Origin of the sequence: Sulfurihydrogenibium sp. (assembly GCF_027448985.1) — a bacterium.
Classification (GTDB): domain Bacteria; phylum Aquificota; class Aquificia; order Aquificales; family Hydrogenothermaceae; genus Sulfurihydrogenibium.
In genome coordinates this window covers 1-26,951 of record NZ_DAIDMN010000008.1, presented here as the reverse complement: position 1 = coordinate 26,951, position 26,951 = coordinate 1, and the positions used below count along the sequence as shown (strand labels likewise).

Sequence of the window (26,951 nt, the reverse complement as noted above, 5' to 3'; positions counted from 1 at the left end):
CTCCAGTGGTAGTTTTACTTTATGATACCACTGGAGGTTTTTTATTTCATCTTTTTTTCGAATTGGAAATTAGGGTTAAATCATAAATCATATGATTATTATCAAATGATATAATTTTATATCGCTGGAAGTTTGATTAAAATAGCTATAATATATTATAGGCTTTAAACAAAGGAGGCTATTTTGGAAAAGGTTGTAGAGAGAATAAATCAGTTAAAAAAAGACAAAAATGCAGTTATACTTGCTCATTACTATCAAAGACCTGAAATCCAGGATATAGCCGACTTTATAGGAGATTCTTTGGAACTTTCAAGAATAGCTCAAAAATCCGATGCTGACATAATAGTTTTTTGCGGTGTTAGATTTATGGCAGAAACTGCAAAAATACTAAATCCGGATAAAAAAGTACTACATCCTAATCCGGAAAGTGGTTGTCCTATGGCAGATATGGCAACCTTAGAAGGAGTAAAAAGATTAAAAGAAGAACATCCGGACGCAGTGGTTGTTTCTTATATAAACACAAATGCAGATGTTAAAACAGTTTCAGACATAATAGTCACATCAAGAAATGCTGTAAAAGTAGTAAAATCTTTAGATGCTAAAAAAATAATATTTGTTCCAGACCAGTTTTTGGGTAGTTATGTAGCAAAACAGGTTCCAGAAAAAGAGTTTATCTTATGGAAAGGATTTTGTCCACCTCACTTTAATCTATCAAAGGAAACACTTTTAGCATTGAAAAGACAGTATCCGGACGCAAAAATAGCTGTTCACCCGGAGTGTAATACTGACACGGTAGAGATAGCTGATTTTGTAGGAAGCACAACCCAGATAATAGAGTATGCAACAACTTGCGATGCAAACACAGTAATAATAGGTACAGAAGTAGGTATTCACCATTACCTTAAGAAAAAAAATCCAAATAAAACCTACATCTTCCCACAAGCAGCAGACTACTGTGGCAGCGTTCACTGTTGTGACATGAAAAAAAATACACTCGATAAAGTTTTAGAAGTTTTAGAAAATGAAACAAACCAAATAATATTAGACAAAGATACAATAGAAAAAGCAAGAATACCTTTAGAAAGAATGTTATCTATTGTGTAGATAAAGAGTAAGAAATCAACTTTTACTAAAAAAATTAGATTACTTAAATAAGAAAAGATTTCTCTGACCAGTATCTACTGAAATTTTTAAAGCATCTTCCCATGTTGTTTTAAATATCTTCTTTTTATAGCAAATAAACACATCTTGGAAATTTTGTTTAAGAAATTCCAGTAACTCCATAGCTTTATCATAGCCCATAAAACTCGGAGAATATTCTATCAACATTTTCAAATTCTCAGAATTCTTTATTGTTTTCTCTAATCCTTTTAATGCTTCTAATTCATAACCTTCTATATCTATTTTTATGAAATTTACTTTGTTTACTTTTTTTTCATTTAGAAAATCATCTAATTTTACTTGTTGTACTTGTTCATAAGTAATGATAGGAATATCTTTTCTAACTAACGAATTATGTCCAGAAGAAGTCTGAGATAAAGGAAAATTTAGCAATCTAAATTCATTACCTACAGCAAAGTTAAAAGGAATAACGTAATCATCAAGTTTGTTAATTTTTATATTTTTTTTGAGAATTCTATAATTTTTCTTAGAAGGTTCAAACGAAAAAACTCTACCATACTTTCCTACCAACATTCCAAAAAGTATTGAAAATCCTCCCCAGTGAGCTCCTATATCTAGTACAAAATCTCTTTTATTTATAATTTTTTTTAAGTACTCATCTTCCGGTGTTTCTATTATTCCCCTTCTAACAACATCAATACCATAGCTATCTTCAGTGTTAACTAGCATACAACAATCACAGTAAAAAACTTTTGTTATTATAAACTTACTCTTCTTGATAAGATTTGGATTAACATGATAAATAAGCTCTCTAATGGGCTTCGACCACTTACCGTTTCTAAAAATCCATTTTACAGCTTTTTTCATTAAACCTCCAAACCAAACTATGGCTAAGTTTTTGACCTGAAAATAGTTTAGCAAAAAAGCTTTATAATGTAAAATTATTCAATAACCTATTGTAAGTTACTCAAAACTTTATAAACTTCATCTACATTAAACTTCATCATACTTATATAAGAGCCGGATTCTCCCATCGTGTCTAAGAATACCACTTTTGCTCCAGTTTGTTCCAGTACTATCTTTACCGTTTTTGGATTGTAAAACTGTTTTGAAGTGAATATCGCTTTTACATTGTACCTTTTCATTTTTTGAATAACATTTAACAGATGTTTTGGTGTTGGCTCTCTACCATGTCCTATCTCTATTTCTGCAAGGTAAACAAGTCCAAATCTCTTTACAAAGTAAGGAAATTCATAGTGGTAAGAGACAAAGTATCTGTTTTTTAAGGTTGAAAATTTAGCTTTTCCGTAATTTAACAGTTCATCACACTGATTGATAAAACTTTGAAGGTTTCTTTGATAAAAATCTTTATTTTTGGGGTCTTTTTTTGATAGAAAGTTTGCAACTTCTTTTGCTATGACTTTAGCATTTTCAGGGTCAAGCCATACAGCCGGATGAATTTCGTTATGGTCTTCTTCTTTTATTAGGTACATACCTTTTATATCTATCACTTTAAGTTTTTTATCATCCGGAAGAGATTTTGCTATACTATCTATACTCGGTTCTCCTTCTCCTATAAACACAAAAAGGTCACAATTATAAATTGTTTTTAAATCTTGGGGTTTGTATTCGTAAAGATGAAAATTTACATTGGAAGGAATTATATACTGAGTACTTACTTTATCTTTGCCAACTTCTTTAACGATATCAGATAATGGTTTGATGGTTGTTGTTATTTTAACTTGGGCAAAAACAGATGTTGTAAAAATAAGTAGAAATATTAATAAAATTTTCATTTTTATCTTTCTCCTTCGTTATACTCTTAAGGATTTTTTTAGTTCTTCTGTTGATTTTAAAAGTCTTTGGGATATCTCCGGGTTGATTGTCATATGTTGGCTTATTGATTTGAACGTATCTGGAAGAGTTTTAAAGTTTATAAGAGTTTTTTCTCTTATATCTTGGATTGATGGGCTGTTTCTTACCAACTCTCCCTCTTTTATATAGAGTTTTAACATCTTCACTCCGTCTTCTACAGTTTCATCAAAATGGGTGACTATATCTTTCAGTATTTTACCATTTCTAAATATCCGGAATAACTGTTTCTTAAATGGCACAGTTATTTTTTTTGTACTTAATTTCATTTTTGGTTTACCGTTGTACTCTACCAGTTTATAGGCACAGTCAAGGTAAGGTAAATCTGCACTTGTAACCAATTCAGTTCCTACTCCAAATCCATCAATTGGAGCTTTCTTATCTATAAGTTCTTTTATTTTGTACTCGTTTATTCCACCACTTGCAAAAACTATTGCATCTCTAAATCCATTACTATCAAGAATTTTTCTAACTTCCCGCGATAATATTACCAAATCTCCACTATCTATCCTAACTCCCTTTATTCTTATTCCTTTTCTTTTTGCTACTTTTATAGCGTTTTTAACACCTTCTATCGTGTCATATGTGTCTATCAAAAATATAGTATTTTCCGGATAAACTGATGCAAAGTTTTCAAAGGCTTTTTCTTCATTTTCGTGAGCCATTACAAAAGAGTGAGCCATAGTTCCGTAAATTGGAATGCCAAACATTTTTCCTGCTAAAACGTTAGATGTTCCTGTAAATCCGGCTATATAACTGCTTCTTGCAGCTATCATTCCTGCATCTGTTCCGTGGGCTCTTCTCATTCCAAAATCTACAAGGATTTTATCCGGAGCAACACTAAAACATCTTAAAGCTTTTGTCCCTACAAGTATTGAGATTTGAAGAGTATTTATTAAAAAAGTTTCTATTATCTGGGCTTGAAGTATAGGAGCTTCCACCTGAACTATCGGCTCGTTTGCAAATACTATTTCTCCTTCATCTACAGAGTATAAATTTCCTGTAAATCTAAAATCTTTTAGATATGATAAAAATTCTTCTTTAAATTTTCCGGTTGACCTTAAAAAATCTATATCTTCTTCTGTAAATCTAAAGTTTAAAAGGTAGTCTATAAGAAGGTCCAATCCTGTAAATAAAAAGTAGTTTCTTTTATTGGTAGGTCTTATGAAAAAGTTAAAGACGGCTGTTTTATCCATCTTTTTTTCAAAATACACCTGAGCCATGGTAAGCTCATAAAGGTCTGTAAACAAGGACATATTTTGATAATCAACAAATCTTTTATTTTCCATCATATCCTTTTTCTTGAAGGTATTTAGACAGATTATCACTCAAATTCGTTATATTTCCGGCTCCCATAGTTAGTATAACATCACCGGATTTTACTATACTCTTTAAAAAGTTTTCCGCTTGGTTGATGTCTTTTACATAGAAAACGTTGTCTCTTTTTTCTTTCATTTTGTTAACTAAACTTTCTCCAGATACTCCTTCTATAGGACTTTCTCCGGCCGAGTAAACATCTGTAATTATAACAATATCCGGAATGTCAAAAGAGTTTACAAACTCATCAAAAAGAGAGTAAACTCTACTGTACCTGTGGGGTTGAAAGACTGCTACTATTCTTCTGTTTTTGTACATATCTCTTGCAGCTGACAATGTAGCTTTTATCTCTGTAGGGTGGTGGGCGTAATCATCTATAACTAACACGTCGTTTTTGTATTTTATCTCAAATCTCCTTTTGGCATTTTTAAAGTTTTCTAAGGACTCTTTTATAACACAGAAAGGTACTCCAAGCTCCTGACAGATGGCAACCGTTGCAAGAGCGTTGTAAACGTTATGAAGCCCAGGTACTGACAGATGAATATCACCTAATCCTTCTACCGTGAATCTGTATCTTCCATCTACAACTTCTAAATTTTTTCCTCTTATTTCCGCTTCTTCAGAAAGACCAAACTTGATTATTTTTCTCTCTATTTTTGGTAATATACTTTTTACATTTTTATCATCTACGTTTACAGCTACAGCACCATAAAATGGTACTTTGTTTGCAAACTCAACAAAAGCATTTTTAATGTCTTCCAAATTCTTATAAAATCCCAGATGTTCAAGGTCTATGTTGTTTATAGAAACTATCGTTGGGGTTAACTTTAGAAAAGAACCATCACTTTCATCTGATTCTGCAACTAAAAACTCTCCTCTTCCAAGTTTTGCGTTACTTCCGTAGGCTTCCAACTTTCCACCTATCACAACCGTTGGGTCAAATCCTGTTTTACCTAAAACGGTACCTATCATTGATGTGGTTGTTGTTTTACCATGGGAACCAGCAATTGCAATTCCGTATTTGAAACGCATCAACTCAGCAAGCATCTCTCCTCTTGGAATTGTTGGAATTCCAAGTTCTTTGGCTTTTTTCAGCTCCGGATTATCAGGCTTCACAGCGGAAGAGTAAACAACAACATCAACATCTTTAACGTTATCCTCATTTACAACTTCTGCCAATCTAAAGTAATCCCAATCCTCAACTTGACAAAAGTATTTAGATTTAAACAGTTCCTGAGTTGATATTATATGTGCTCCATCTTTTGCCAAAGACTTAATGTTTTCAACAGCTTTTTCAAAATTTTCTTTTAGGTCATCACTACAACTCATCTGTACAAGACCAACGTTTATTTTATCCATGGGTTCTCCTTTTTATCCAAAATTTTACCATAGTATAATATTTTAACTATTTTTTTCTCAATCAGGAGATGAACTTTTGTTTAGAGGAAAGGTCAGAAAAATTCATTTTATCGGTATCGGTGGTTCCGGAATGAACGGAATAGAGTTTTGGGGACAGAGTTTTGTATCAAACCCATACGGAGAGATTATAAAGCAGGCATCAGTAACTGAAGAAGAAAACTTGATTTGTGAAGTAGATTTGTCTATAATAGACTCAGTTAGGACTACTTGGCCGTTTTTTAGGGATAGAAGGATAGACAGTTACAGTGATATAACCAAAAGGTTTATAGACTAAATTCGGAGGGAGTAAAATGGAGTACATCGTAGTGTTTATAACAACTCCATCTTTTGAAGAAGCAAAAAAAATAGCCTATTATCTCATTGAAAATAAAACAGCTGCATGTGTAAACATCGTAGAAAAAGTAAACTCTACATTTTTTTGGCAAGGAAATGTAGAAAACTACGATGAAGCCTTAATGATTGTTAAAACCAAAAAAAATCTCTTTGGTAAGCTAAAAGAGGAAGTAAAAAAACTTCACAGTTATTCCGTTCCCGAGATTATAGCACTTCCAATAATTGACGGTTCAGAAGACTACTTAAATTGGATAGATGAATCATTGGAAAGATGAAAGATTTAATTGCATTTTTAATTTTTGGACTGATTTTTATAGTATCCATCTTAGGATTGGAAAACATTGTTACCTTTTTATCAGAATACGGAGGTAAGATAGCAATGGCAGGATTTATACCTATTTTGGTCGTGTTGATAATAATATTTTTAGCAACATCCGTTAAAATTGTAAACGAGTACGAAAGAGCTGTAATATTCAGGCTTGGTAGAGTTTTAGGAAAAGCAAAAGGACCAGGTCTTTTTATCTTGATACCATTTATAGACAAAATGGTTAAAGTTGACCTTAGAGTCGTAACGATGGATGTTCCTACTCAAGATGTGATAACAAAAGATAACGTTTCGGTACAAGTTGATGCTGTAGTTTACTTTAAAGTCATAGACCCAGTAAAAGCTGTCGTAAATGTTGAAAATTACCTTTATGCAACATCTCAAATATCCCAAACAACATTAAGAAGTGTTTGTGGTCAAGCGGAATTTGACGAACTACTATCCCAAAGGGATAAGATAAACACTAAACTTCAAGAAATAATAGACCAAGAAACGGACCAGTGGGGTGTTAAGGTTGTAGCTGTAGAGTTAAAAAGAATAGACATAACAGAAGAACTAAAAAGAGCAATAGCAAGACAGGCAGAAGCAGAAAGAGAAAGAAGAGCGAAAATAATTCAAGCGGAAGCTGAGTATCAAGCAGCACAAAAATTAACGGAAGCTGCAGAGCTTCTTTCAAAGCATCCACTTGCAATTCAACTTAGATACTTGGAAACACTATCAACGATAGGACAGTACAACTCAAACACAATAGTACTTCCATTACCACTTGAAATACTCGACATATTAAAATCATCTAAGGTAGAAAAAAAGGAAAGTTAAAAATGTTCACTTTCCTCAACAGAGTTGTCATAAACTCTTGAAGGTTTTTCTTTCTGAGAGTGAATAAGAACATACTCGGCTAACTTTAAAGCCTCTTCGTAAGGAATGTTGTAAGGAGGCATGTAAGCAAAACCAGGCCAGTTTGATGGTTTAGGTTTTATTATAAGCTTTGCCACTTTTTCTATAGCTGATTTACTTGTACCGTATCTTTGAGAAATCTCTTTAAAAGAAGGTCCCGTTTTCCTTTCAAAAGGGTGATGACATGAATTACAGTTATGTTTTATAAAAAGTATTTTACCATCTTGCCCATAGGAAAAAGATATTAAGAAAACTAAAGATAAAAGGAACTTCAACATTTTGAAAATAAATAAGGGGGTTATCCCCCCATTATAACATTACTTGTGAGAAAGAATGAACTGAGCTAACGCTTTTAACTCATCATCTTTCATAGCTTTAGTTGTATTTAGTTGAGGCTTCATAACAGCTTCTTTTGCAGGGTCAACTATGGCTTTTCCTTCACCTTTTAAAAATTTGATAAGGTCAGCTTCTTTTCCTGCGTATGCAGCTGCTATTTTCTTTAATGAAGGTCCTACTGTGTCAGCAGCTGCTTGGTGGCAAGCTGTGCAACCTTTTTGTTGGAAAAGAGCTTTTCCATCAGCTGCAAAAGAGCCTGCAGCCAATACTGCAACTGAAAGTGCAGATAATACTAACTTCTTCATGATAATACCTCCTATTAAAAATTTTTCAGCTTAATAACTTACCTTATTCATTTTTAAAAGTCAATTACAAATTTTTAATTTAACTTTCATTTATAACAAATCAAATTTTATGCCAAAAATTCTTTTGTAATGTCCTTAAAGAATCGTTAAGTTGAACTGTGTATTTTGCAAATATTCAAAAAAAGTTGCAAAATTTTTAAAAATTGACTATTCTTATGATAAGAATCATTTAAAAATTTTATTAAGAATTGTTATCATTAATAGTGTAAAAAACACTTCAATAGGGAGGTAGAATCATGGAAGAAAAAGTAGTTTTAGTAGGTCAGGAAGTTCCGGATTTTGAGATGGAAACTTACGACCCATCAACTGGAAAGTTTGGAAAGTTCTCCTTAGCAGATGCTAAGAAGGAGAACAAATGGACAATTTTATTCTTCTACCCAGCTGACTTTACATTCGTATGTCCTACAGAATTAGCAGATTTGGCTGAAAAGTATGAAGAGTTGAAGAAACTTGGTGCTGAAGTTGTTTCTGTTTCAACAGATACAAAGTTTGTTCACCTTGCATGGCAGAAAGATGAAAAACTTCTTGCAAATGTTAAATACCCGATGGGAGCGGACCCAACAGGAAAAATTTCAAGAATGTTTGGAGTTTACGACTGTAACACAGGTCTTGCATTGAGAGGAACTTTTATAATAAACCCAGAAGGAAAATTGGTATCTTCTGAGGTTAACTTCTACAACGTTGGTAGAAATGCGGACGAGCTTGTTAGAAAGATGAAAGCTAACGCTTACTTAATGTCTCATCCGGATGAAGCATGTCCTGCTAAATGGGAACCAGGAAAGAAAACTTTAAAACCTTCTGAAGAACTCGTTGGACAAGTTTACGAAGCTCTTCAAGGATAATGTATAAAAAGGGGCTTTTGCCCCTTAATTGAAAATGAGAAAATATAAACTAACAAGACATCACCCTCAAAAAATAGAGATAGAAGTGTTAGATAGTCAACTTATATCTATGTTTCCTATAGAAATCCAGGAACATCCTACTTTTGGATTGATAAAAAGAGTTTGGATTACGAAAAACGATATTTACGATGTAGAGAATTATCCGGAAGAATACAGAGAGAACTTATCATCAAAAAAAACTTACATTAAGCTTAAAGATGATGTTATTAGAAAGATTTTAGATGGATTAACCGAATTTAAAATAGTTTTGTACTATCAAGATAAAGAAGATACATACGATGTAAAACTGATAACTTAACTTATCTCTTCTATTGATTTACCTTTTGCCTCTATTCCAAATTTTGACCATAAAAAGAACGCTGTAAATCCTACAAACCAGAAAAATGTAAGACCTAAAATTGAGTATTTGTAATTAATTTGCGATAAATAAGTTAAGATTGGGGGAGCCAACACTCCGGATATTCTTCCAATTACAGATAAAACACCAATTGCTGTAGCTCTAAGATAAGAAGGATAAACTTCCATAGCAGAAACATAGGCAACACTTGCAAAAGAGTAGGCTACAAAAGAATAAACAAAAACTGTTGAGTAAATATCATAAGAAAACAAAAATGTAACCGAAAGTAGCATTGACAAAAGAGCTATTACAGTTCCTGTTATTTTACGTCCTAAATAATCTGTTAAAAGTGATACAGCTAATCCTCCTAAAAGACCTCCTGCACTTGCGTATAAAAGCAGTTTAGGAATTTCAGATGTAGGTAAGTTGTACTGGTTTGTTATAACAAGAGGAAGGATAGTTATAAAACCATAGTATGTAGTCAATATTGTAAAACTCATTGCCATACCAAATAAAAATCTTCCTCTATACTTTTTTAGGATGATTTTTAAAGCATCTTTCAATGACCCTTCAAAAATTGGTATATCACATTCTTTTTTTGTAGGTTTGATTTTGTACTTTTCTTCTAATTTTTTTACTATTTCTTCCGCTTTTTGAGTATAGCCTTTTGATATCAACCACCTTGGAGACTCTGGGATAAAAATTCTAACCACAACGATAAGTAAAGCTAAAATACCACCAAATAAAAATGCGTATCTCCATGCTTTTTCTTCCGGAAGGTGTGAGAGTAAATACATTCCTGTTAAAGATGCAAACACACTTCCAAGATTCCAAGAAGCGGTTATAAATCCATCAACTCTTCCTCTGTATTTTGAGGGAATAAACTCATCTATTGCTGAATGTATAGCAGAAAACTCTCCTCCAAGACCTAAACCTGTTATAAATCTAAATAAAATTGCAATTTCAAAACTGTCTGCAAATCCGGTTAGAAATGTTCCGATTGAGTATAAAAAAAGTGTTATGAAAAATATCTTTTTTCTTCCATACTTGTCAGCTAAATAACCAAAGATAAAAGCCCCTACCAACGCTCCTACTAAAAAGCTACTTACAAGCCATGAAGACTCAAAAGTAGATAAACTTAGACTTTTAGCCATTGATTTTAACACTACGCTAACTATTACAACTTCAAAAGCATCTAAAATCCAAGTAATTCCAAGGGCTAAAACGAACTTTGTATGAAAAGGTGTCCAAGGTAAGTTATCTAATCTACAAGTTATATCTGTTTTTATATACTTCAAACTCGGTGATTCCTCTAAGGTTAGTTTTGTAAAATTTTACTGTTTTTGAGGGAAATATAAATGTTTTAAATCAGGGTTTCTTTTTCAACCTATTTCCAAGAAGTAACCTACCTTGTTTTTCCTGCATACAAGATTTGTAAGCACACATCCGGCAAAGTAAATCGTTGGGATTATAACCTTTAGAATATCCGGAGGATACTACTTCCTCCGGAAGATTTTCTATCTCTTTTTCTAAATCTTCTTTTTTTATCATTATCTACTCACAACTTGGACAGATTTTAGCTAACAATGGGTCCGTTGGACATCCTTCGATGTTTCCGGATTTTACAGCTTCTACAACTTCATCTCCATACTTCTCTCTTGCTTGTCTTTCTATCTCTTCTAGTTCTTTTTCTAACTGTTTTTCCTCTTTTCTTGCAAGTCCAAATCCTCTTCTTTCACCTCTTTTATTTACGTTCATGGTGTACTTTTCACCTTTGACAGTTTTGTCTATAAAGCAGTAATACGTTGATTTAAGTCCTTTTTCCCATGCGTACATGTATATTTCTTCCATCTTATCTCTTAAGTCTTCCTCTATGTAAAGAGATTTTGATACAGCTTGGTCTATGTACTCTTGAAATGCTGCTGCTATGTCTATCTGCCTGAATGGAGATACTTCATAAGCTGTTTTATAAAGGGATTTGTCTATTTTTCCTTCCAACTCTTCTATGTATTGGATACTTCCTTGATGGGCTTTTATTTTTTCTGCTAGTTCTTCAGACCATAGACCTTTTTCTTCTAATTGTTGCATTAAAGGTTTGTTTATAACGATAAACTTTCCGGATAATGTATCCCTTGAGAATATGTTTGAAAAGTAGTTATCTATACTTGATGATGTTCCGGCTATTATGGATATAGAAGCTGTTGGTGCAACTGCTAATAAAACAGCGTTTCTTCTTGGTGGATAGTCGTACTTAGCTTGGTAGTAATGAGGGAATGCTCCTCTTTCTTTTGCAAGTTCTTCTGATTTTGTATAGGTTATATCTCTCATAAACTTGGCTATTTTTCTTGCGGTTTCTACCGCTTTTTCACTATCGTAAGGAATGCCAAGTTTTATAAGAGCCTCATGGAATCCCATAACACCTATTCCAATTGGTCTTAAGTCCATCGTATTTTTTCTTGATTCTTCTGATGGATAGAAGTTTTTATCAAGTATGTTATCAAGGGCAACAACCATCGTTTCTAATGTGTCTTTTAACTTATCCCAATCAAAGTCAGATTTATCTTCTTTTATATGTTTTGCAAGGTTTACAGATGCTAAAGTACAAACAGCTGTACTTTCAGGAGAGTTTGGAATACTAATTTCCGTACAGAGGTTTGAAGAGTTTATAACACTGTACTGAGGACATGGATTTTTTTCGTTATGTCTGTCTTTAAATGTAAGCCATGGATGTCCCGTTTTTGCAAGTTTAAACAGGTATTTTTTATAAAAATCTCTACTATCTATCTTTTTCCAAAGGTTCAATTCTCCCTTTTCAGCTTTTTCTATACATTTTTCATACTCTTTTTTAAACTCTTCTCCCCAAGCTGTGACGAGTTTAGGACATTCTGCTGGGTCAAAAAGGTAAATAGGTTCTCCTTCTTTTATTCTTCTCATAAGTTCATCCGGCATCCATAAAGCGGTGTTTAAAGAAGGTGTTCTGAAATATGGGTTTCCAGTTGTTTCTCTAAGGTCTAAAAATGCTTCTACATCAAGATGCCATGGTTGTAAGTACATTACTTGAGAACTTCTTCTTCTTCCACCTTGTTGTATCGCGTTTACTATAGTGTCAAATATCTTTATGAAAGGTATTATTCCGGATGATTTTGCATTTAAAGAGTGGATTTTAGAACCCGTAGCTCTTATTCTGGTAACGTCTGTTCCTACTCCACCTGCATACTTGGCTAAAAATGCTGTTTCCTTAGCTTTATCCATTATAGAATCAAGAGAGTCATCTATAACGTTTACATAACAAGAACTGTATTGATTGGTTAATGTTCCAGAATTGAATAAGGTTGGTGTTGAATGGAGATACTCAAGGTTTGATAGTTTGTTGTATATTTTTATAACTTCATCTTCTGTATTTCCTATTCCCATTGCAACTCTCATAAAAAACCACTGAGGCTTTTCTATCGTTTCAAAATTTCTATCTTTCATCAAGTACCTGTCTTTTAATGTAGATAAGCCAAAATAATCAAGGTTGTAATCTCTTTTGTAATCTATGGCATTTTCCAAATTTTCTAAATCAAAGTTAAGAAGTTCTGGTTTGAGGAGTTTCTCTTCTACTGCATAGTTTAGGTACTCTTTAAATGAATTAAACCTTTTGTCTATTCTTCTGTTTATGATTTTAAGGAGCTGACGAGTTGCAAGTGTATCGTATATAAAGTTCTTAGGTATAAGATGTTCTATAGCTTTTAACACAAGATAGTCTAACTCTTCTGTCGTTACTTTTTCCGGAATTTTAAGGTCTAACTCTTTTGCTACTTTAAACACTATTTCGTAATCGTCTGGAAGGTCTAATCCTTCTAACAAGGCAAAGATTGCATCTACGAGTTTTTTCATCTGGAATCTTTCTACCGTACCATCTCTTTTGATTACGATTCTTTGCATAAAAGTCGCCTCCTTTATTATCTTTAAAAGTTTGTGTACTCTGTTGATGACACTTCAAAGAAGTTTGTTAGTTTTTTTACATCTTCTTTTTGAAGGAATTTTAAAGGGTTTTGGTCTATTCCAAACTGTGGGTCAAAGCCAAGTTCAACAAGTCTTCTGTCTGCTATGTATTTCATATACTTTTCAAGTTCGTTGTATGATACGCCAAATATGGTAGTTCCGCCAAATTTTGTTTTTAGGTAGTTTAATTCTAATTCAACCGCATCTATTATGGTTTGTCTTATGTTTTCTACAAAATGGTAATCATCAACGATTTGGGGATTTTCTTCTACTATGGTGAGTATTGCCTCTATTCCGTTTTGGAGGTGTAAAGATTCATCTATAAGTATCAACTCAACTCCTGATACTACATTTTTCATCTTTCCTGTATCTTTCATAGCAAAGAAATGGGCAAACGCAGAGTAAAAGAAAAGTCCTTCTTGAATGATGTTGTTCAAAAGAATGGAAGTAAGTATCTGTTTTTTACCTTCCAACGTATCTGGGTCCGCTTTTCCGTAGGTGATTCTATCAACCGCTCTTACTATAAGCTCCTGCTTTTCCATTAAAAGTTTGTCCTCTAAGGTTATGTTGTAAACTTTTCTTCTATCCATATCAAAAGAGTTTAGAATTATCTCAAAAAAATCTGAGTGTATATTTTCCATAAACATCTGGGTAGAAAAACTCATCTTTGCGTAAGGGTCTGTTAAGACAGGGAAAAATCCGTTTCCTAAAACGTTTTGGACTAAAAGTTCTGATGATGCAAAATAACCTACAGCAGAGTCAAATAGGTCCTTTTCTGTTGGTGTTAGGGATTTGTAATCTAAAACATCTTGTTGGATATTTAACTCTTCCGGAAACCATACAGCTTTTTTCTGTTTTGTGTATAACTCTCTAAAAACCGGATACTTTGGAGTCTCAGAAAGTCTTATGTTGTCTCTAACAGATGTTTTTCCTATGAATGCCATAGCTGTACCTCCACTATATTTAGTAGTTTTTTAAAAGTATAACACTATATATAGTGCTTGTCAAAAAATTTTTTGACCTCATAGACCAATGATTTAGAAAATTTTTCTTTAAGTAAATTTTTGATTTAATGTAAAATTTTAAAAGTTTGTTTTAGACTTTACAGTTAGCAAATATTAACTTAAAATATTTATAGGAGGTTAAAATGAAAACAGTGTGTATTTACCATAAAAATTGCACAGACGGTACCACAGCGGCTGCTATACTGCTTTTAAAGTATCCTGATTGTATTTTATTCCCACTTGACCACAACTATAGAGATGAAGAGTTTCAACCTATATTAGATGCTGTAGATAAAGACACTACCGTTTATATAGTCGATTTTGCTCTAAAATCTCCTTACTTTGAAAGACTAATTGAAAAAGCAAAAGAGGTGATAAACTTAGACCATCACATAAGTGCAAAAGAAACCTTAGAAAATTTTGCAAAACAATACTCAAACTTCAAGTTCATCTTTGATAACAACAAATCAGGAGCATCTCTCACATGGTATTATTTATTTGGAGAAAATCCCCCACCTATCATCAAGTACGTTGAAGATAAAGATATATGGAAGTGGGAGTTTGGAGATACTTCAAAATATGTAAACGATTACTTGTTTTTATACACAAACAAACCACACCAGCTAAAAGAGCTGTTTAACCAGGATATAAACCAAATAGTAGAAAAAGGTAAAATAATAAACCAGTACACAACCTTCCTGATTGAAAACTTTGTAGAGAAAGCCAAAGACCTGTTTATCCAAATCGGAACATACAAAGTAAGAGCTTATAACACTGGATTGTTCCAATCGGAAATTGGAAATAAACTATCAACTTTACACGACCAAGCTGTATGTCTTTTCAGTATAAATGGAGATTACGTTAAGTTAAGTTTTAGAAGTTTAGACCATCACAATCCTTCCGCATTAGACTTGGCAAAACTTCTAAATGGTGGTGGACACAAAAATGCAGCAGGAGCTTCCTTAAGTTTAAAAGAATTTTGTAATATAATACTAACGTGAGGTGTGGATATGATACAAACTTTAGAAGACTTGTCTACAAAAGAAAAAATAATATTAGCTGGGGCGGAGATAATAGTAAAAGAAGGAATAAGAAAATTTACAGCAAAGAATATAGGTAACAAAGTAGGAATAACGGATGCTGCAATTTACAAACACTTTACATCCTTAGACGAGATAATAGTAGAAATTATAAATAGATACATATCAAGGTGCTCTCAAAGTGTAGATAGAGCTATATCTATGAATCTACCCACAGAAGAGACACTAAAACAAGTGATGAGAGAGCATATAAAAGTTTTAGAAGAAACAAAAGGTGCGGTTCCAATCCTTTGTTTTGAGTTCAGCAGGTCTGGAAACAAGAAATTCTTTGATATTCTTCATAGTTTTGTAGAAAGCTACAAAGAGAAACTATCAAAAATATTAGAAACAGGTCAAAAAGAAGGAATAGTTAGACAAGACATAGACCCAAAAGAAACAGCTATGCTTTTTGTAGGTTTAATTCAAGCTAAGGTTTTTGCCTATATTATGGAAAACAGAGAAGGTCCTATCATAAAGAATCCGGAAGAACTTATATCGGAACTATTTTACGGAATTATGAAAAGATGATTGCTGTTGTTCAACGAGTCTTAAGTTCAAAAGTAGAAGTGGATGGTAAAACAGTTGGAGAGATAGAAAAAGGTATAAACATACTTTTAGGCGTAGAAAAAGAAGATAAAATAGAAGATGTTAAAAAATTAGTTGATAAGATAGTTAATCTAAGAATCTTTGAAGATGAAAAAGGAAAGATGAACTACTCTTTACTGGATATAAAAGGTCAGGCTTTGGTAGTATCCCAATTTACTTTGGTAGCCAACTTAAAAAAAGGAAGAAGACCATCTTTTGAAAATGCAGCACCACCAGAAAAAGCAAAGCATCTGTACCAAGAGTTTATAAATGAAATATCTAAGTTTGTAAACACAAAATCCGGAATATTTGGAGCTGACATGAAAGTATTTATACTTAACGATGGACCTGTTACATTCATATTAGATTCAAAACACCTATAAAACTACCTTCTGAACCACGGTTTTTTTCCTTTCTTAGTTTCACGAGGAGGAAAAACACTCCTGTAAAGGTTTTTCCAGAAAACTTTTGCCCTTGTTGATTTATAAGACCAAATTGACACAGCGACAGAAAGAACTATCCACAAAGGTATTAATATTTTAACTAAGATATCCGTTGCTTGCTTTTCCATTTGACTGAATGCAGAAGGGTCTACCACTTTAATCCACCTTGCACTTTTTAAATAAAAAGTATATCTTATTTTAATCATTTTTCAAGAGGGTGAAAAAGCTGAAAAAAGTAAAGGTAAATGTAATAAGTCTTGGATGTCCTAAAAATTTGGTGGATACAGAGTATATTTTAGGTGGAATTAAAACACAAGAGGTGGAATTTACTCCGGATTCTGAAAGTGCGGATATTATACTTATAAACACTTGTGGTTTTATAGATGCAGCAAAAGAAGAATCTATAAACACAATTTTAGAAGCTGTATCCTTAAAAGAAAAATCAAATAAAAAAGTGATAGTAACCGGATGCCTTGTAGAGAGGTACAAAGAAGAGTTAGAAAAAGAAATTCCGGAAGTTGACGAATTTATAGACCTTAAAAATCAAAACCAGATACCCCTAAAACTTGGAATACAGATAAAAAGTGAAAATAAAAGAGTTATATCAACACCAAAACATCTTGCATACCTGAAAATATCGGAAGGTTGTGACCATACCTGCTCTTTCTGTGCTATACCAAACATAAGAGGGAAACATAGAAGTAAACCTATAGAAGATTTGGTAGAAGAAGCAAAATATTTAGCTGATTTAGGAGTGAAAGAGTTAAATATCGTATCCCAAGACACCAGTTATTACGGAACAGACATTTACGGAAAACCTATGCTTTTTGAACTTTTAAAACAGCTTGAAAAAGTAGAAGGTATTAAATGGATTAGACTTTACTACCTATACCCAACAACTGTAAATGAAGACTTTTTTAGATTTGTAAAAGACAGCCAGAAGATACTCCATTACATAGAAATGCCTATTCAACACACACAAGACCATATCCTAAAAGATATGATGAGAGGTTATAGAAAAAAGAAAATACAACAGATTTTAGAGTGGAAGGAAAAGTACACTCCGGATATGGCCATTCGCTCATCTGTAATAGTAGGATACCCTACCGAAACTGAAAAAGATTTTAACAACATGCTATCTTTCTTAAAAGATGCCAAATTTGATTGGCTTGGTGTTTTTACATACTCACATGAAGAGGGAACACCGGCTTACCAAAAACATAAAGACAAGATTCCAAAAAAAGAAAAAATAAGAAGGTTTAATGAAGTAATAAAACTGCAAGAAGATATCACACACGAAAAAAATTTACAGTTTATAGGAAAAGAACTTGAGGTTATGGTTGATGGTTTTTCTCAAGAATGGGAAACATTGCCGATAGGAAGGTCTTACAGGTCAGCTTACGATATAGATGGTATTATTTACATAGAAACTACTCAACCCGTCAAAGTAGGTGATATAATAAAAGTCAAAATCAAAGAGGTAGCCGACAAGTACGATATGATTGGAGAGGAAGTTTGAGAAAGATAAAGGATATAAGACCTTTAAAATTTGAAGATGGATATCTTTTTGTCATAAACCAGCTTAAACTACCAAAAGAGTTACAATGGGTAAAGTTATCTAACATTGAAGATTATGAAAAAGCTATAAAAGATATGGTAGTTAGAGGTGCTCCTTTAATCGGTATAGTCGGAGCTTACGGATTTTATCAAGGAATAAAAGATAAACTACCTTCACAAGAAGTGTACAACAGATTAAAAAATACAAGACCAACAGCGGTAAATCTTTTTTGGGCTCTTGATAGAATGTTATCTTTTTATGAAAAATATAAAGAAGAAAAAGATATAGTGGAAAAATTGTTGAAAGAAGCTCAAAGAATAGAGATTGAAGATTATCATGCGAATAAAATGATTGGTGGATACGGAGAAGTTCTACTTCCTAAGAAAGCTAACGTTTTAACCCACTGTAATACAGGAGCTTTAGCTACATCCGGATGGGGAACAGCTTTAGGTGTTATAAGGTCAGCTTGGGAAAATGATAAAGATATAACTGTCTTTGTAGATGAAACAAGACCTTACCTACAAGGTTCAAGACTTACAGCTTGGGAGCTTCTCCAAGAAGGAATACCCCACTACATAATAACAGACTCATCATCCGGATTTTTAATGTCTAAAAAGAAAATTGATGCAATAGTTGTAGGAGCTGATAGAATAACCGCTAACGGAGATACAGCAAACAAGATAGGTACATACACCTTATCAGTTTTAGCAAAACACCATAACATTCCTTTCTATGTAGCAGCTCCAACATCAACCTTTGATTTAACCATAGAAAAAGGCGAAGATATTCCAATAGAGGAGAGAAGTCAAGACGAAGTTAAAAACTGTCACTGTTGTCCAGTAGCTCCGGAACACTCAAAAGCTTTAAACTACTCTTTTGATATAACTCCTGCTGAAAACATAACGGCGATAATAACAGAAAAAGGAATTATAGAAAACCCTAAAAAGGAAAAAATACTTAAATTTTTCGGGAGAAAGTAAAATGAAAGTGGTAGCAATAGGTGGGGGAACAGGTTTATCAACATTACTTAGAGGTTTAAAACATTCTGTCCCTGAACATATAGAACAACTATCTGCCATAGTTACAGTTTCAGACAACGGAGGAAGTACAGGAATACTAAGAAAGGAGATGAACATTCCGGCTCCAGGAGATGTAAGAAACTGTATTACAGCATTAGCGGAAGATGAAGACATCCTTACAAAGGTTATGCAGTACAGATTTACAGAAGGAGAAGGGTTAAAAGGTCATAGCTTTGGAAACTTGTTTTTAACAGTGTTGACAAAAATAACAGGAGATTTTTTAACAGCCATAGAGATAACATCAAAGATTTTAAAGATAAAAGGTAAAATTATTCCTTCAACGGATTCCTTGGTAAATCTTGTAGCAGAGTTTACCGACGGACAGATAATAAAAGGTGAAGTTGAAATAACAGAATACGGTAGAAAACTTATTGCAAAAATAAAAAGGATATGGCTTGAGCCGGAAAATGTAAATGCACCAAAAGAAGCTGTTGAATCTATAATGGAAGCTGATTTGATAGTACTTGGTCCAGGTAGCCTATTTACAAGTGTTATTCCAAATTTATTGATAAAAGATATAAAAGAAGCTTTACTAAATAGTCCTGCATACAAAGTGTACATATGTAATGTAATGACCCAGTTTGGAGAAACAGACAATTTTACAGCATCGGACCATGTAAAAGCTTTAAATAAAGTAGTAAATGGAGATGAAAACATAAACTTTTTAAATGCTGTTGTAATAAACACCACAATACCACCTGATGAAGTTTTAAAAAGGTACCTTAGAGAAAATTCAGAACCTGTTGTAGCAGATGCAGGAAATTTATCAAGGATGGGACTTACCGTTTATGCAAAAGACCTGTTAGAAGAAGGAAACTATGCAAGACACAGTCCCCAAAAACTAAACAACGTAATACTTGAAATAATTCAAAGCCTAAAAGTCAAAAATGCAGTTACATAGATATCTGACTTGTTTTAATACAAAAGATATTCCAACAGAAGTTGTTGATACTGTTATTGTCGGAAGTGGATTAGCCGGTCTGTCAACAGCATACTACCTTTTAAAACTTGGAATAAAACCTTTGATAATAACAAAGAAAAAACCAGGAGTATCAAACTCATTTTTAGCCCAAGGAGGAATAGCTGCGGCCGTTGGTTGTCAAGACTCAACAGATTTACATTACCAAGATACTATAAATGCAGGAAAAGGACTGTGTATAGAAAGAAATGTCAGAATCTTGGTAGAAGAAGGTTTAGAAAGAGTTATAGACCTTATTAATTTAGGAGTTAATTTTGATAAAGATGAAAAAAATTTTTTAAAGCTTACAAGAGAGGGAGCTCACAGTATAAACAGAGTTTTACATTCAAAAGACAGAACTGGATACGAGATAGGGAAAAAACTCTTAGAACAGATAAAAGACAGTGTATTTTTAGCGGATAACTACTACTTAGAAGAAATCCTTACAGATGAAGACAGCTATATAGGAATACTGCTATCTGATGGAAAAGAACAAAAGGTTGTTAGGTCTAAATCTTTAGTGTTGGCAACAGGAGGATACAGTGGAGTGTATTTAAGAAACACTTCAGCTTACAACGTATCGGGAGACAGTATAGCATCAGCTTACAGAGCCGGATGTAGTTTAATGGATTTAGAATTTATCCAATTTCACCCAACAGCTGTTTACATTGAAGGAAAACCAGGATGGTTAATATCAGAAGCAGTCCGAGGAGAAGGCGCTGTACTAGTAGATGAAAACGGCGAAAGGTTTGTAGATGAGTTAAAACCAAGGGACGAAGTGGCAAGAGCCATACTAAAAAAATATCAAGAAGGTCATAAAGTATTTTTAGACATAACACCTTTAATAGAAAAAGGGATAGATTTTAAAGAAAGATTTCCCAACATATACAACATACTAAAAGAGTTTGGGATAGAAAATCAAACAAAGATACCAGTAAGTCCATCAGCCCATTACACAATAGGTGGGATAAAAGCCAACTTAGATGGAAGAACAGATATAAAAGGAATATTTGCGGTAGGAGAAACAGCATGTACCGGCGTTCACGGTGCAAACAGACTTGCAAGCAACTCCCTACTTGAATGTATTGTATCCGGATACAAAACAGCGTATAATGTTTACATAAACAACATATGTAGTAAAATAAATTATACTGATATATCTAACGATAACGATGCAAAAAAACATATGGAAAAAGTAGAGAGAGAAGAAAGAAAAAGAAGCCAAGAAAAAACAGCATGTACAAGAAGTAAAAGAGATGAAGTTTAAACTAAACATAGAGAAACACGATTACGATACCAAAATAAAACATATCAGGGAGTTCATACAAGACGGAGACAAGGTAAGAGTTTGGATATGGTTCAGAGGCAGAGAAAACGTTCATCCGGAACTTGGGGATAAGTTAGCTCAAAAAATAATAGAAGATGTGTCTGACATTGCAACGGTAGAAAAACCTCCTGTAAAAGAAGGTAGAAATATGATGTTTACACTTATACCAAAAAAGTAGTATAATAGTTTATATACAAAGCCGAAGTGGCGGAATTGGCAGACGCAGGGGACTCAAAATCCCCCGCCCGCAAGGGCGTGCGGGTTCGACTCCCGCCTTCGGCATTTAACCTTCAAAAAACGTTATCAAATCTACACAAAACTTCTTGAAAAGATAAATCGGTTGCAAATCTTATAAAAAGCAGATTATATTATCTGTAATAAACTTTGAGGTTTTGTTATGGGTGAGTTTAAAGTTTTAAATAAAATCAACAACTACAAAGATTTAAAAAACCTATCCAAAGAAGAGATAAAAGACCTTTGTCAAGAGATAAGGGATTATATTATTGAAGTGACTTCTCTAAACGGAGGTCATATAGGACCATCTCTTGGAACAGTTGAGTTAACAGTTGCACTATTGATGGCTTTTGACCCTGAAAGAGATAAAATAGTATGGGATGTAGGACATCAAACTTACGCTTATAAAATATTAACCGATAGAAAAGAGCAGTTTAGAACACTTCGTCAATACAAAGGAATATCCGGATTTTCTAAGATAAAAGAAAGCAAATACGACCACTTTGGAACAGGACACAGTAGTACATCAATCTCTGCTACCTTAGGAATGAGAGTAGGTAAAGATTTAAAAGGAGATGATGCTTACACAATCGCTGTTATCGGTGACGGAGCGATGACTGCAGGACAAGCCTTTGAAGGCTTAAACAATGCCGGATGGTTAGACCCATCAAAATTCATCGTTATCCTTAATGATAATCAAATGTCTATATCTCCAAACGTAGGTGCTATATACACATACTTTAACAAAATAATAACAAAACAGGTTTTTCAAAAACCAAGACAAAAACTAAAAGAAGCTATACATAAAATATTTGGAGAACAGGCGGTAAAAATACTTCGTAAAATAGAAGAGTACACAAAAGGATTGTTTGCTCCAGGGATAATTTTTGAAGAACTTGGGTTTACCTATGTTGGACCGATAGACGGTCACAGTTTATTTGATTTAGAGCAAACGTTAGAAAACATAAAAGGTATAAGAGGTCCGATTTTACTGCACGTAATAACACAAAAAGGTAAAGGATACAAATTTGCAGAAGAAAATCCTGTAACTTTCCATGGAGTTGCTCCTTTTGACAAAATATCAGGAGTGTTTACCAAAAAAACTTCTACACCATCTTATAGTAAAGTTTTTGGTGATGCTCTTGTAGAGTTGGCTGAGACAGATGATAAAATTGTAGCTATAACTCCTGCGATGAAAGAAGGTTCCGGATTGGTTGAGTTTTCAAAAAGATTTCCAAACAGATTCTTTGATGTAGGTATAGCTGAGCAACACGCTGCAACCTTTGCCGGTGGTTTAGCTTTGGAAGGCTTTAAACCTGTTGCTGCTTACTACTCAACATTTTTACAAAGAGCATACGACCAAGTTATACACGACATAGCTCTTCAAGAACTTCCTGTACTATTTGCGATAGATAGAGGGGGTTTAGTTGGAGATGATGGACCAACACACCACGGTGTGTTCGATATAGCATTTTTAAGAGCAGTACCAAATATAGTAATTGCATCTCCAAAAGATGAGCAAGAGTTAAGGGACCTACTTTTCACCGGATTAAACAGTGGAAAAACATTCGCATTAAGATATCCAAGAGGAAACGGTGTAGGTGTAAAGATAGAAGGTTTTAAAGAAATAAAAGTAGGTTCATGGGAAGAGCTTTCTTCAGGAAGAGATATAGCGATTTTAGCAGTAGGCAAGTACGTACAAAGAGCTTTGGAAGTGAAGAAAAACCTAAAACTAAAAGGATTTAATCCTACAATTATAAATTCAAGATTTATAAAGCCAATGGATGAAGAAATGTTAAACAAAATACTAAAAACCCATGAGTACATTATTACCATGGAAGACGGTGTTTTAAACGGAGGTTTTGGTTCTGCTGTTGCAGAGTATATATTGGACAAAGGATATTCTAACAAATTGCTAAGATTTGGTATTCCGGATAGATTTATAGAACATGGCAAAGTTGAGATATTGGAAAAAGATTTAGGTCTTGATACCCAATCAATGACGGAAAAAATAGCAGATTTTATTGTAAAAAAAGAAGCTGCTTTGATTACTGCTTAGCCACCAAACCTTACAGTTAAAGTTGCCCACTGAACTTCGTTTGAGTTTATCCTGTTGAATTTCCATCTTTTCATGTAGGATATTATCATAGAATTGATTTGAGGGTCTCCAGTAGTTGTCAAAAGTTCTACTTTTGATACGTTACCATCTGGATTAATCCATATCTTTACTCTGACAGAAGGAACCGTTTCAGATGTTGTTATTTTTGGTGGCGGAGGTTTATAAATAACGGACCTTGAAAAAGCATTACCTTCAGCTGAAGCATCAATTTTGGATAAAGCTACACCAAAGGATATATCTTCATTTTTAACTTTACCACCTTCATTAACATTAGATGTTGTGGATGCAACTTGATTTAAAAGTTTTAAATTATCATCATCTATTTTAAGTACATCAGGATTCGATTGCTTAGCACTAACATTTTTTTCTACAGAGGAAGAAGCTGATTTTTTTGTAGTCGTAGTCGTTTCTGAATTTTTTACACTGTTTTGTTTTTGAGTGTTTTTTTCTAAAGTTTTAACAGATTCATTTTTTTCTTTTATCTGCTGTTTAATTTTGTTTTCAATCTTTACTTTTTTTTCTAAAAATTCCTTTTTTTCTTCTTCTACTGTAATCTCAATAGGTTTATCATAGTTTAAATTCATAACACTTTCAGGTAAAAAATGAAGCAATATAAACAAAATAATATGAATTATCAACGAAACTTGAAAACCTATAATAAGCAGTTTTCTATCATCTAAAATCATAATTTAATATTACCATTTTCGCAAAAATTCTTCACAGGACATTTATCACATAAGGGTCTAACAGGTTTACATACAGTCTGCCCAAAGGCTACTAAAACCCAATTTATATCTCTCCAGTACTTTTTTGGCACTTTTTCCATCAACTGAAATTCAGTCTCTTCCGGATTTTTTGTTTTTACTACACCAAGTCTATTGGATATTCTATGGACATGGATATCAACACATATAGCCGGTTTACTGTATCCTTCGGATAAAACAAGGTTTGCCGTTTTTCTTCCAACACCTTTAAAGGATAAAAGTTCTTCCAATGTATCTGGAACTTTTCCTTTATATTTATCAAGTATTGTTTGAGAAACTTCTTTTATAGTCTTTGCTTTGTTTTTATAAAATCCTACAGGATAAATAAGTTTTTGTATTTCTTCTTCCGATAGTTCAACCATTTTATCTGGGCTATCTGCTACCTTAAAAAGTCTATCAACTACAACAGCTGTAATCTGGTCTTTTGTTCTAAGACTTAAAATAGTTGCAATCAATACTTTGTAAGGATTGTTCTGTGTTCTACCCATAAAAGCAACAACCGGAGCATTCCAATTTTTACTTTCTTCCTTTAATATTTTTAAAACATTTACAAAGGTTTTTCCGTCCATAAAAACTCCTTTATGACAAAAGATAATGAAAATATAAATTAAAGTTATATAATATTAACAAAAAGTTGAGGTGAAAGAAATGGAATTTTTAACTCAGGATGTTAAGTTTGATATAAACATGATAAAAAAGTACGACAAGCCGGCTCCAAGATACACAAGTTATCCACCTGCAACAGAATTTACCCATGATATTGACAAAAAAGAGTATGTTAAAAAAATTATCCAATCCAACGAAAGAAAAACGCCTTTATCTTTGTACTTTCATATTCCGTTTTGTGAAAACGCTTGCCATTTTTGTGGTTGTAATGTAATAATAACAAGAAGAAAAGAAGTAGTAAAACCCTACCTTCAACATCTTTACAAAGAGATGGATTTATACCAAACCCTTATAGACACAAACAACAGGAAAGTGGTCCAGCTTCATTGGGGCGGTGGAACACCAAACTACCTTTCAGATGAAGAAACCGTAGAACTCTTTAACGAAATAAAGAAAAGATTCGTTATTGATGAAAAAGCAGAAGTAAGTATAGAAATAGACCCAAGACATATTGACAGAGAAAGAGTATCTTTACTTAAAGAACTGGGTTTTAATAGAGTAAGTTTTGGTATTCAAGATTTTAACCCAAAAGTTCAAGAAGCGGTAAACAGAATTCAACCTGAAGATATGATTTTCAACCTTATGGATTGGCTAAGAGAAGCTGGATTTGAAAGTGTAAATATAGACCTTATATACGGACTTCCATATCAAACATTAGAAACATTCTCAGAAACCATAGATAAAACAATAAAACTAAATCCGGATAGAATAGCTGTATTTAACTTTGCATATGTCCCTTGGTTAAAAAGATTACAACGAAACATAGACGAAAAAACTTTACCACCGGCGGAAGAAAAACTAAAAATCCTTCAAATGACAATAGAAAAACTAACAAAAGCCGGATATGTGTTTATAGGAATGGACCATTTTGCAAAACCAGACGATGAGCTTGCAGTAGCACAAAGAGAAAGGACATTACACAGAAACTTTCAAGGATACACAACCAAAGCCCAAGCAGAACTTTTTGGATTTGGAGCAACATCTATAAGTATGCTTTACGATGGATACGTTCAAAACTACAAAATATTAAGAGATTACTACGAAACCATAGAATCCGGAAACCTTCCAATAGAGAGAGGAGTTTATCTAAATCAAGACGACATAATAAGAAGAGATGTTATAATGAAACTTATGTGCCACTTTAGACTTGTAAAATCGGAGATAGAACAAAAATACAATATAAACTTTGACAACTACTTCGAAACAGAACTAAACCAACTACAAGATATGGAAAAAGACGGACTAATACAGCTTTATCCCGATAGAATAGACGTCACACCAATTGGAAGACTTCTAATAAGAAACATAGCATCAACTTTTGATATTTATTTAAGAAATAAAAAAGAAAGAAGGTTTTCAAAGGCAATATGAAAAATAGAGTTAAAACCAAGCATAAACGTTTATCTGATTTAGAAAGATTAGGAGATGATTTTTGAGTATAGAATATAAATTCTTACTATCCTACATCTTAATTTTTATTTCAGTATATATATCTTACAAAGAAAAAATAGGATTAGAAAAAGAGATTCTAATAAATAGTATAAGAGCTTTTTTCCAATTACTTATTCTTGGATACGCTCTTTTATACATTTTAAAATTAACAAATCCATTTGAACTTTTAATCATTTTACTTATAATGGTACTTTTTGCAACTTATACAGCTGTAAAACGCGTAAAAATCTATGAAAGCTTTAAAATTGCTTTTTTATCTATATTTTTATCGTCTTTTATTATAGTTGGAACACTGGTTTTAGTACAAGTTTTATCTATAAAAGCAAACGAAATTATCCCTATTGGAGGAATGATTATAGGAAACGCTCTTAACTCTTACACTCAAACAATAGAAAGGTTTAAAAGCGATGTTAAAAACAATATTGACCTTATTGAAAATTTTGTAGCCTTAGGATTACCACTAAAAGAAGC

29 protein-coding genes, 1 tRNA gene and 1 pseudogene are annotated in these 26,951 nt (G+C 33.0%); 18 read left to right on the top strand and 13 right to left on the bottom strand.

All coding sequences use genetic code 11. The features are described from left to right. Nucleotides 1-183 precede the first annotated feature (183 nt). Nucleotides 184-1,104, top strand: coding sequence for a quinolinate synthase NadA (gene nadA, locus NE054_RS01630; protein WP_297887591.1), 921 nt, complete (start codon nt 184-186; stop codon nt 1,102-1,104). A 39-nt stretch (nt 1,105-1,143) separates the two neighbouring features. Here the strand turns inward: nadA and NE054_RS01625 are convergent, their stop codons facing one another. The 4 genes from NE054_RS01625 to murC all read right to left on the bottom strand — a co-directional run bounded on the left by NE054_RS01625 (nt 1,144) and on the right by murC (nt 5,670). Then, nucleotides 1,144-1,989 carry an FkbM family methyltransferase gene (locus tag NE054_RS01625; RefSeq protein WP_297887589.1) on the bottom strand — a complete coding sequence of 282 codons (846 nt, stop codon included), beginning with the start codon at nt 1,987-1,989 and terminating at the stop codon, nt 1,144-1,146. Nucleotides 1,990-2,075: 86 nt separating this feature from the next. Then, complete coding sequence (locus NE054_RS01620; RefSeq protein ID WP_297887586.1) at nt 2,076-2,918, bottom strand: metal ABC transporter substrate-binding protein; 843 nt, start codon at nt 2,916-2,918, stop codon at nt 2,076-2,078. 18 nt (nt 2,919-2,936) lie between these two features. Next, nucleotides 2,937-4,283, bottom strand: a complete 1,347-nt coding sequence (locus tag NE054_RS01615) for a nicotinate phosphoribosyltransferase (protein WP_297887584.1) — start codon at nt 4,281-4,283, stop codon at nt 2,937-2,939. Then, nucleotides 4,273-5,670 carry a UDP-N-acetylmuramate--L-alanine ligase gene (murC, locus tag NE054_RS01610; protein ID WP_297887583.1) on the bottom strand — a complete coding sequence of 466 codons (1,398 nt, stop codon included), beginning with the start codon at nt 5,668-5,670 and terminating at the stop codon, nt 4,273-4,275. Before murC ends, NE054_RS01615 begins: the two co-directional genes overlap by 11 nt. 136 nt (nt 5,671-5,806) lie before the next feature. On the opposite strand from murC, the pseudogene NE054_RS01605 reads away from it, so the two are divergent. The 3 genes and pseudogenes from NE054_RS01605 to NE054_RS01595 all read left to right on the top strand — a co-directional run. Next, nucleotides 5,807-6,004 (top strand): annotated as a pseudogene (locus tag NE054_RS01605) (carbon-nitrogen hydrolase); the annotation flags it as partial. Between the two features lie 16 nt (nt 6,005-6,020). Then, nucleotides 6,021-6,338: a divalent-cation tolerance protein CutA gene (cutA, locus tag NE054_RS01600; protein ID WP_297887579.1), complete on the top strand. Its 318-nt coding sequence runs from the start codon at nt 6,021-6,023 to the stop codon at nt 6,336-6,338. After that, entirely contained in the window at nt 6,335-7,207 is an 873-nt protein-coding gene (locus NE054_RS01595; RefSeq protein ID WP_297887577.1) for a slipin family protein, read from the top strand. Before cutA ends, NE054_RS01595 begins: the two co-directional genes overlap by 4 nt. Here NE054_RS01595 and NE054_RS01590 read toward each other — a convergent pair. Next, nucleotides 7,204-7,563: a c-type cytochrome gene (locus tag NE054_RS01590; RefSeq protein WP_297887576.1), complete on the bottom strand. Its 360-nt coding sequence runs from the start codon at nt 7,561-7,563 to the stop codon at nt 7,204-7,206. The genes NE054_RS01595 and NE054_RS01590 overlap by 4 nt on opposite strands. 39 nt (nt 7,564-7,602) lie before the next feature. Then, complete coding sequence (locus tag NE054_RS01585) at nt 7,603-7,926, bottom strand: c-type cytochrome (RefSeq protein ID WP_297887574.1); 324 nt, start codon at nt 7,924-7,926, stop codon at nt 7,603-7,605. 296 nt (nt 7,927-8,222) lie between these two features. Here NE054_RS01585 and NE054_RS01580 point away from each other — a divergent pair, with 296 nt between their 5' ends. Both NE054_RS01580 and NE054_RS01575 read left to right on the top strand, forming a co-directional pair. Beyond that, nucleotides 8,223-8,828: a peroxiredoxin gene (locus NE054_RS01580; RefSeq protein WP_297887572.1), complete on the top strand. Its 606-nt coding sequence runs from the start codon at nt 8,223-8,225 to the stop codon at nt 8,826-8,828. A gap of 34 nt (nt 8,829-8,862) precedes the next feature. Next, nucleotides 8,863-9,186: a hypothetical protein gene (locus NE054_RS01575; RefSeq protein ID WP_297887571.1), complete on the top strand. Its 324-nt coding sequence runs from the start codon at nt 8,863-8,865 to the stop codon at nt 9,184-9,186. On the opposite strand, the gene NE054_RS01570 is transcribed toward NE054_RS01575, so the two are convergent. The 4 genes from NE054_RS01570 to NE054_RS01555 form a co-directional block, all read right to left on the bottom strand. Continuing rightward, nucleotides 9,183-10,523, bottom strand: a complete 1,341-nt coding sequence (locus tag NE054_RS01570) for an MFS transporter (protein WP_297887569.1) — start codon at nt 10,521-10,523, stop codon at nt 9,183-9,185. The genes NE054_RS01575 and NE054_RS01570 overlap by 4 nt on opposite strands. 70 nt (nt 10,524-10,593) lie before the next feature. Next, entirely contained in the window at nt 10,594-10,776 is a 183-nt protein-coding gene (locus NE054_RS01565; protein ID WP_297887566.1) for a hypothetical protein, read from the bottom strand. A 3-nt stretch (nt 10,777-10,779) separates the two neighbouring features. Further along, nucleotides 10,780-13,152: a ribonucleoside-diphosphate reductase subunit alpha gene (locus NE054_RS01560; protein ID WP_297887564.1), complete on the bottom strand. Its 2,373-nt coding sequence runs from the start codon at nt 13,150-13,152 to the stop codon at nt 10,780-10,782. Between the two features lie 23 nt (nt 13,153-13,175). Further along, nucleotides 13,176-14,156, bottom strand: coding sequence for a ribonucleotide-diphosphate reductase subunit beta (locus tag NE054_RS01555; protein ID WP_297887562.1), 981 nt, complete (start codon nt 14,154-14,156; stop codon nt 13,176-13,178). A gap of 203 nt (nt 14,157-14,359) precedes the next feature. Between NE054_RS01555 and NE054_RS01550 the strand changes: the two genes are divergently transcribed. Genes NE054_RS01550 through dtd form a run of 3 tightly spaced genes read left to right on the top strand, consistent with a single transcriptional unit; the run spans nt 14,360 to nt 16,263 of the window. Continuing rightward, nucleotides 14,360-15,217 carry a DHHA1 domain-containing protein gene (locus NE054_RS01550; RefSeq protein ID WP_297887560.1) on the top strand — a complete coding sequence of 286 codons (858 nt, stop codon included), beginning with the start codon at nt 14,360-14,362 and terminating at the stop codon, nt 15,215-15,217. A 9-nt stretch (nt 15,218-15,226) separates the two neighbouring features. After that, entirely contained in the window at nt 15,227-15,823 is a 597-nt protein-coding gene (locus NE054_RS01545; RefSeq protein WP_297887556.1) for a TetR/AcrR family transcriptional regulator, read from the top strand. Further along, nucleotides 15,820-16,263: a D-aminoacyl-tRNA deacylase gene (dtd, locus tag NE054_RS01540; protein WP_297887553.1), complete on the top strand. Its 444-nt coding sequence runs from the start codon at nt 15,820-15,822 to the stop codon at nt 16,261-16,263. Before NE054_RS01545 ends, dtd begins: the two co-directional genes overlap by 4 nt. Nucleotides 16,264-16,265: 2 nt before the next feature. On the opposite strand, the gene NE054_RS01535 is transcribed toward dtd, so the two are convergent. Further along, nucleotides 16,266-16,529 (bottom strand): hypothetical protein, encoded by a 264-nt coding sequence (locus NE054_RS01535; RefSeq protein ID WP_297887551.1) that lies wholly within the window; start codon nt 16,527-16,529, stop codon nt 16,266-16,268. Between the two features lie 20 nt (nt 16,530-16,549). Between NE054_RS01535 and rimO the strand changes: the two genes are divergently transcribed. The 7 genes from rimO to dxs all read left to right on the top strand — a co-directional run bounded on the left by rimO (nt 16,550) and on the right by dxs (nt 23,538). After that, a complete protein-coding gene (rimO, locus tag NE054_RS01530; RefSeq protein ID WP_297887593.1) occupies nt 16,550-17,842 on the top strand; it encodes a 30S ribosomal protein S12 methylthiotransferase RimO in 1,293 nt (430 codons plus the stop codon). After that, nucleotides 17,839-18,861, top strand: a complete 1,023-nt coding sequence (mtnA, locus tag NE054_RS01525; RefSeq protein WP_297887547.1) for an S-methyl-5-thioribose-1-phosphate isomerase — start codon at nt 17,839-17,841, stop codon at nt 18,859-18,861. The genes rimO and mtnA overlap by 4 nt, the downstream gene beginning before the upstream one ends. A 1-nt stretch (nt 18,862) precedes the next feature. After that, nucleotides 18,863-19,861 carry a YvcK family protein gene (locus NE054_RS01520; protein WP_297887544.1) on the top strand — a complete coding sequence of 333 codons (999 nt, stop codon included), beginning with the start codon at nt 18,863-18,865 and terminating at the stop codon, nt 19,859-19,861. Next, entirely contained in the window at nt 19,848-21,185 is a 1,338-nt protein-coding gene (locus tag NE054_RS01515; protein ID WP_297887541.1) for an FAD-dependent oxidoreductase, read from the top strand. The genes NE054_RS01520 and NE054_RS01515 overlap by 14 nt, the downstream gene beginning before the upstream one ends. Next, on the top strand, nt 21,175-21,423 hold the full coding sequence (infC, locus tag NE054_RS01510; protein ID WP_297887538.1) for a translation initiation factor IF-3: 249 nt from the start codon (nt 21,175-21,177) through the stop codon (nt 21,421-21,423). The genes NE054_RS01515 and infC overlap by 11 nt, the downstream gene beginning before the upstream one ends. A gap of 20 nt (nt 21,424-21,443) precedes the next feature. Continuing rightward, nucleotides 21,444-21,527, top strand: a tRNA-Leu gene (locus tag NE054_RS01505). Between the two features lie 115 nt (nt 21,528-21,642). Beyond that, nucleotides 21,643-23,538 carry a 1-deoxy-D-xylulose-5-phosphate synthase gene (dxs, locus tag NE054_RS01500; RefSeq protein ID WP_297887536.1) on the top strand — a complete coding sequence of 632 codons (1,896 nt, stop codon included), beginning with the start codon at nt 21,643-21,645 and terminating at the stop codon, nt 23,536-23,538. On the opposite strand, the gene NE054_RS01495 is transcribed toward dxs, so the two are convergent. Further along, a complete protein-coding gene (locus NE054_RS01495) occupies nt 23,535-24,284 on the bottom strand; it encodes an energy transducer TonB (RefSeq protein ID WP_297887534.1) in 750 nt (249 codons plus the stop codon). The two genes, dxs and NE054_RS01495, sit on opposite strands and share 4 nt — an antisense overlap. Beyond that, on the bottom strand, nt 24,281-24,931 hold the full coding sequence (gene nth, locus NE054_RS01490; RefSeq protein WP_297887532.1) for an endonuclease III: 651 nt from the start codon (nt 24,929-24,931) through the stop codon (nt 24,281-24,283). Before nth ends, NE054_RS01495 begins: the two co-directional genes overlap by 4 nt. Nucleotides 24,932-25,010: 79 nt before the next feature. On the opposite strand from nth, the gene hemN reads away from it, so the two are divergent. Together hemN and NE054_RS01480 are read left to right on the top strand one after the other, a co-directional pair. Then, a complete protein-coding gene (gene hemN / locus NE054_RS01485; RefSeq protein WP_297887530.1) occupies nt 25,011-26,399 on the top strand; it encodes an oxygen-independent coproporphyrinogen III oxidase in 1,389 nt (462 codons plus the stop codon). A 61-nt stretch (nt 26,400-26,460) separates the two neighbouring features. Beyond that, nucleotides 26,461-26,951, top strand: a 491-nt coding sequence (locus NE054_RS01480; RefSeq protein WP_297887527.1) for an ABC transporter permease, incomplete at its 3' end; no start/stop codon positions are given.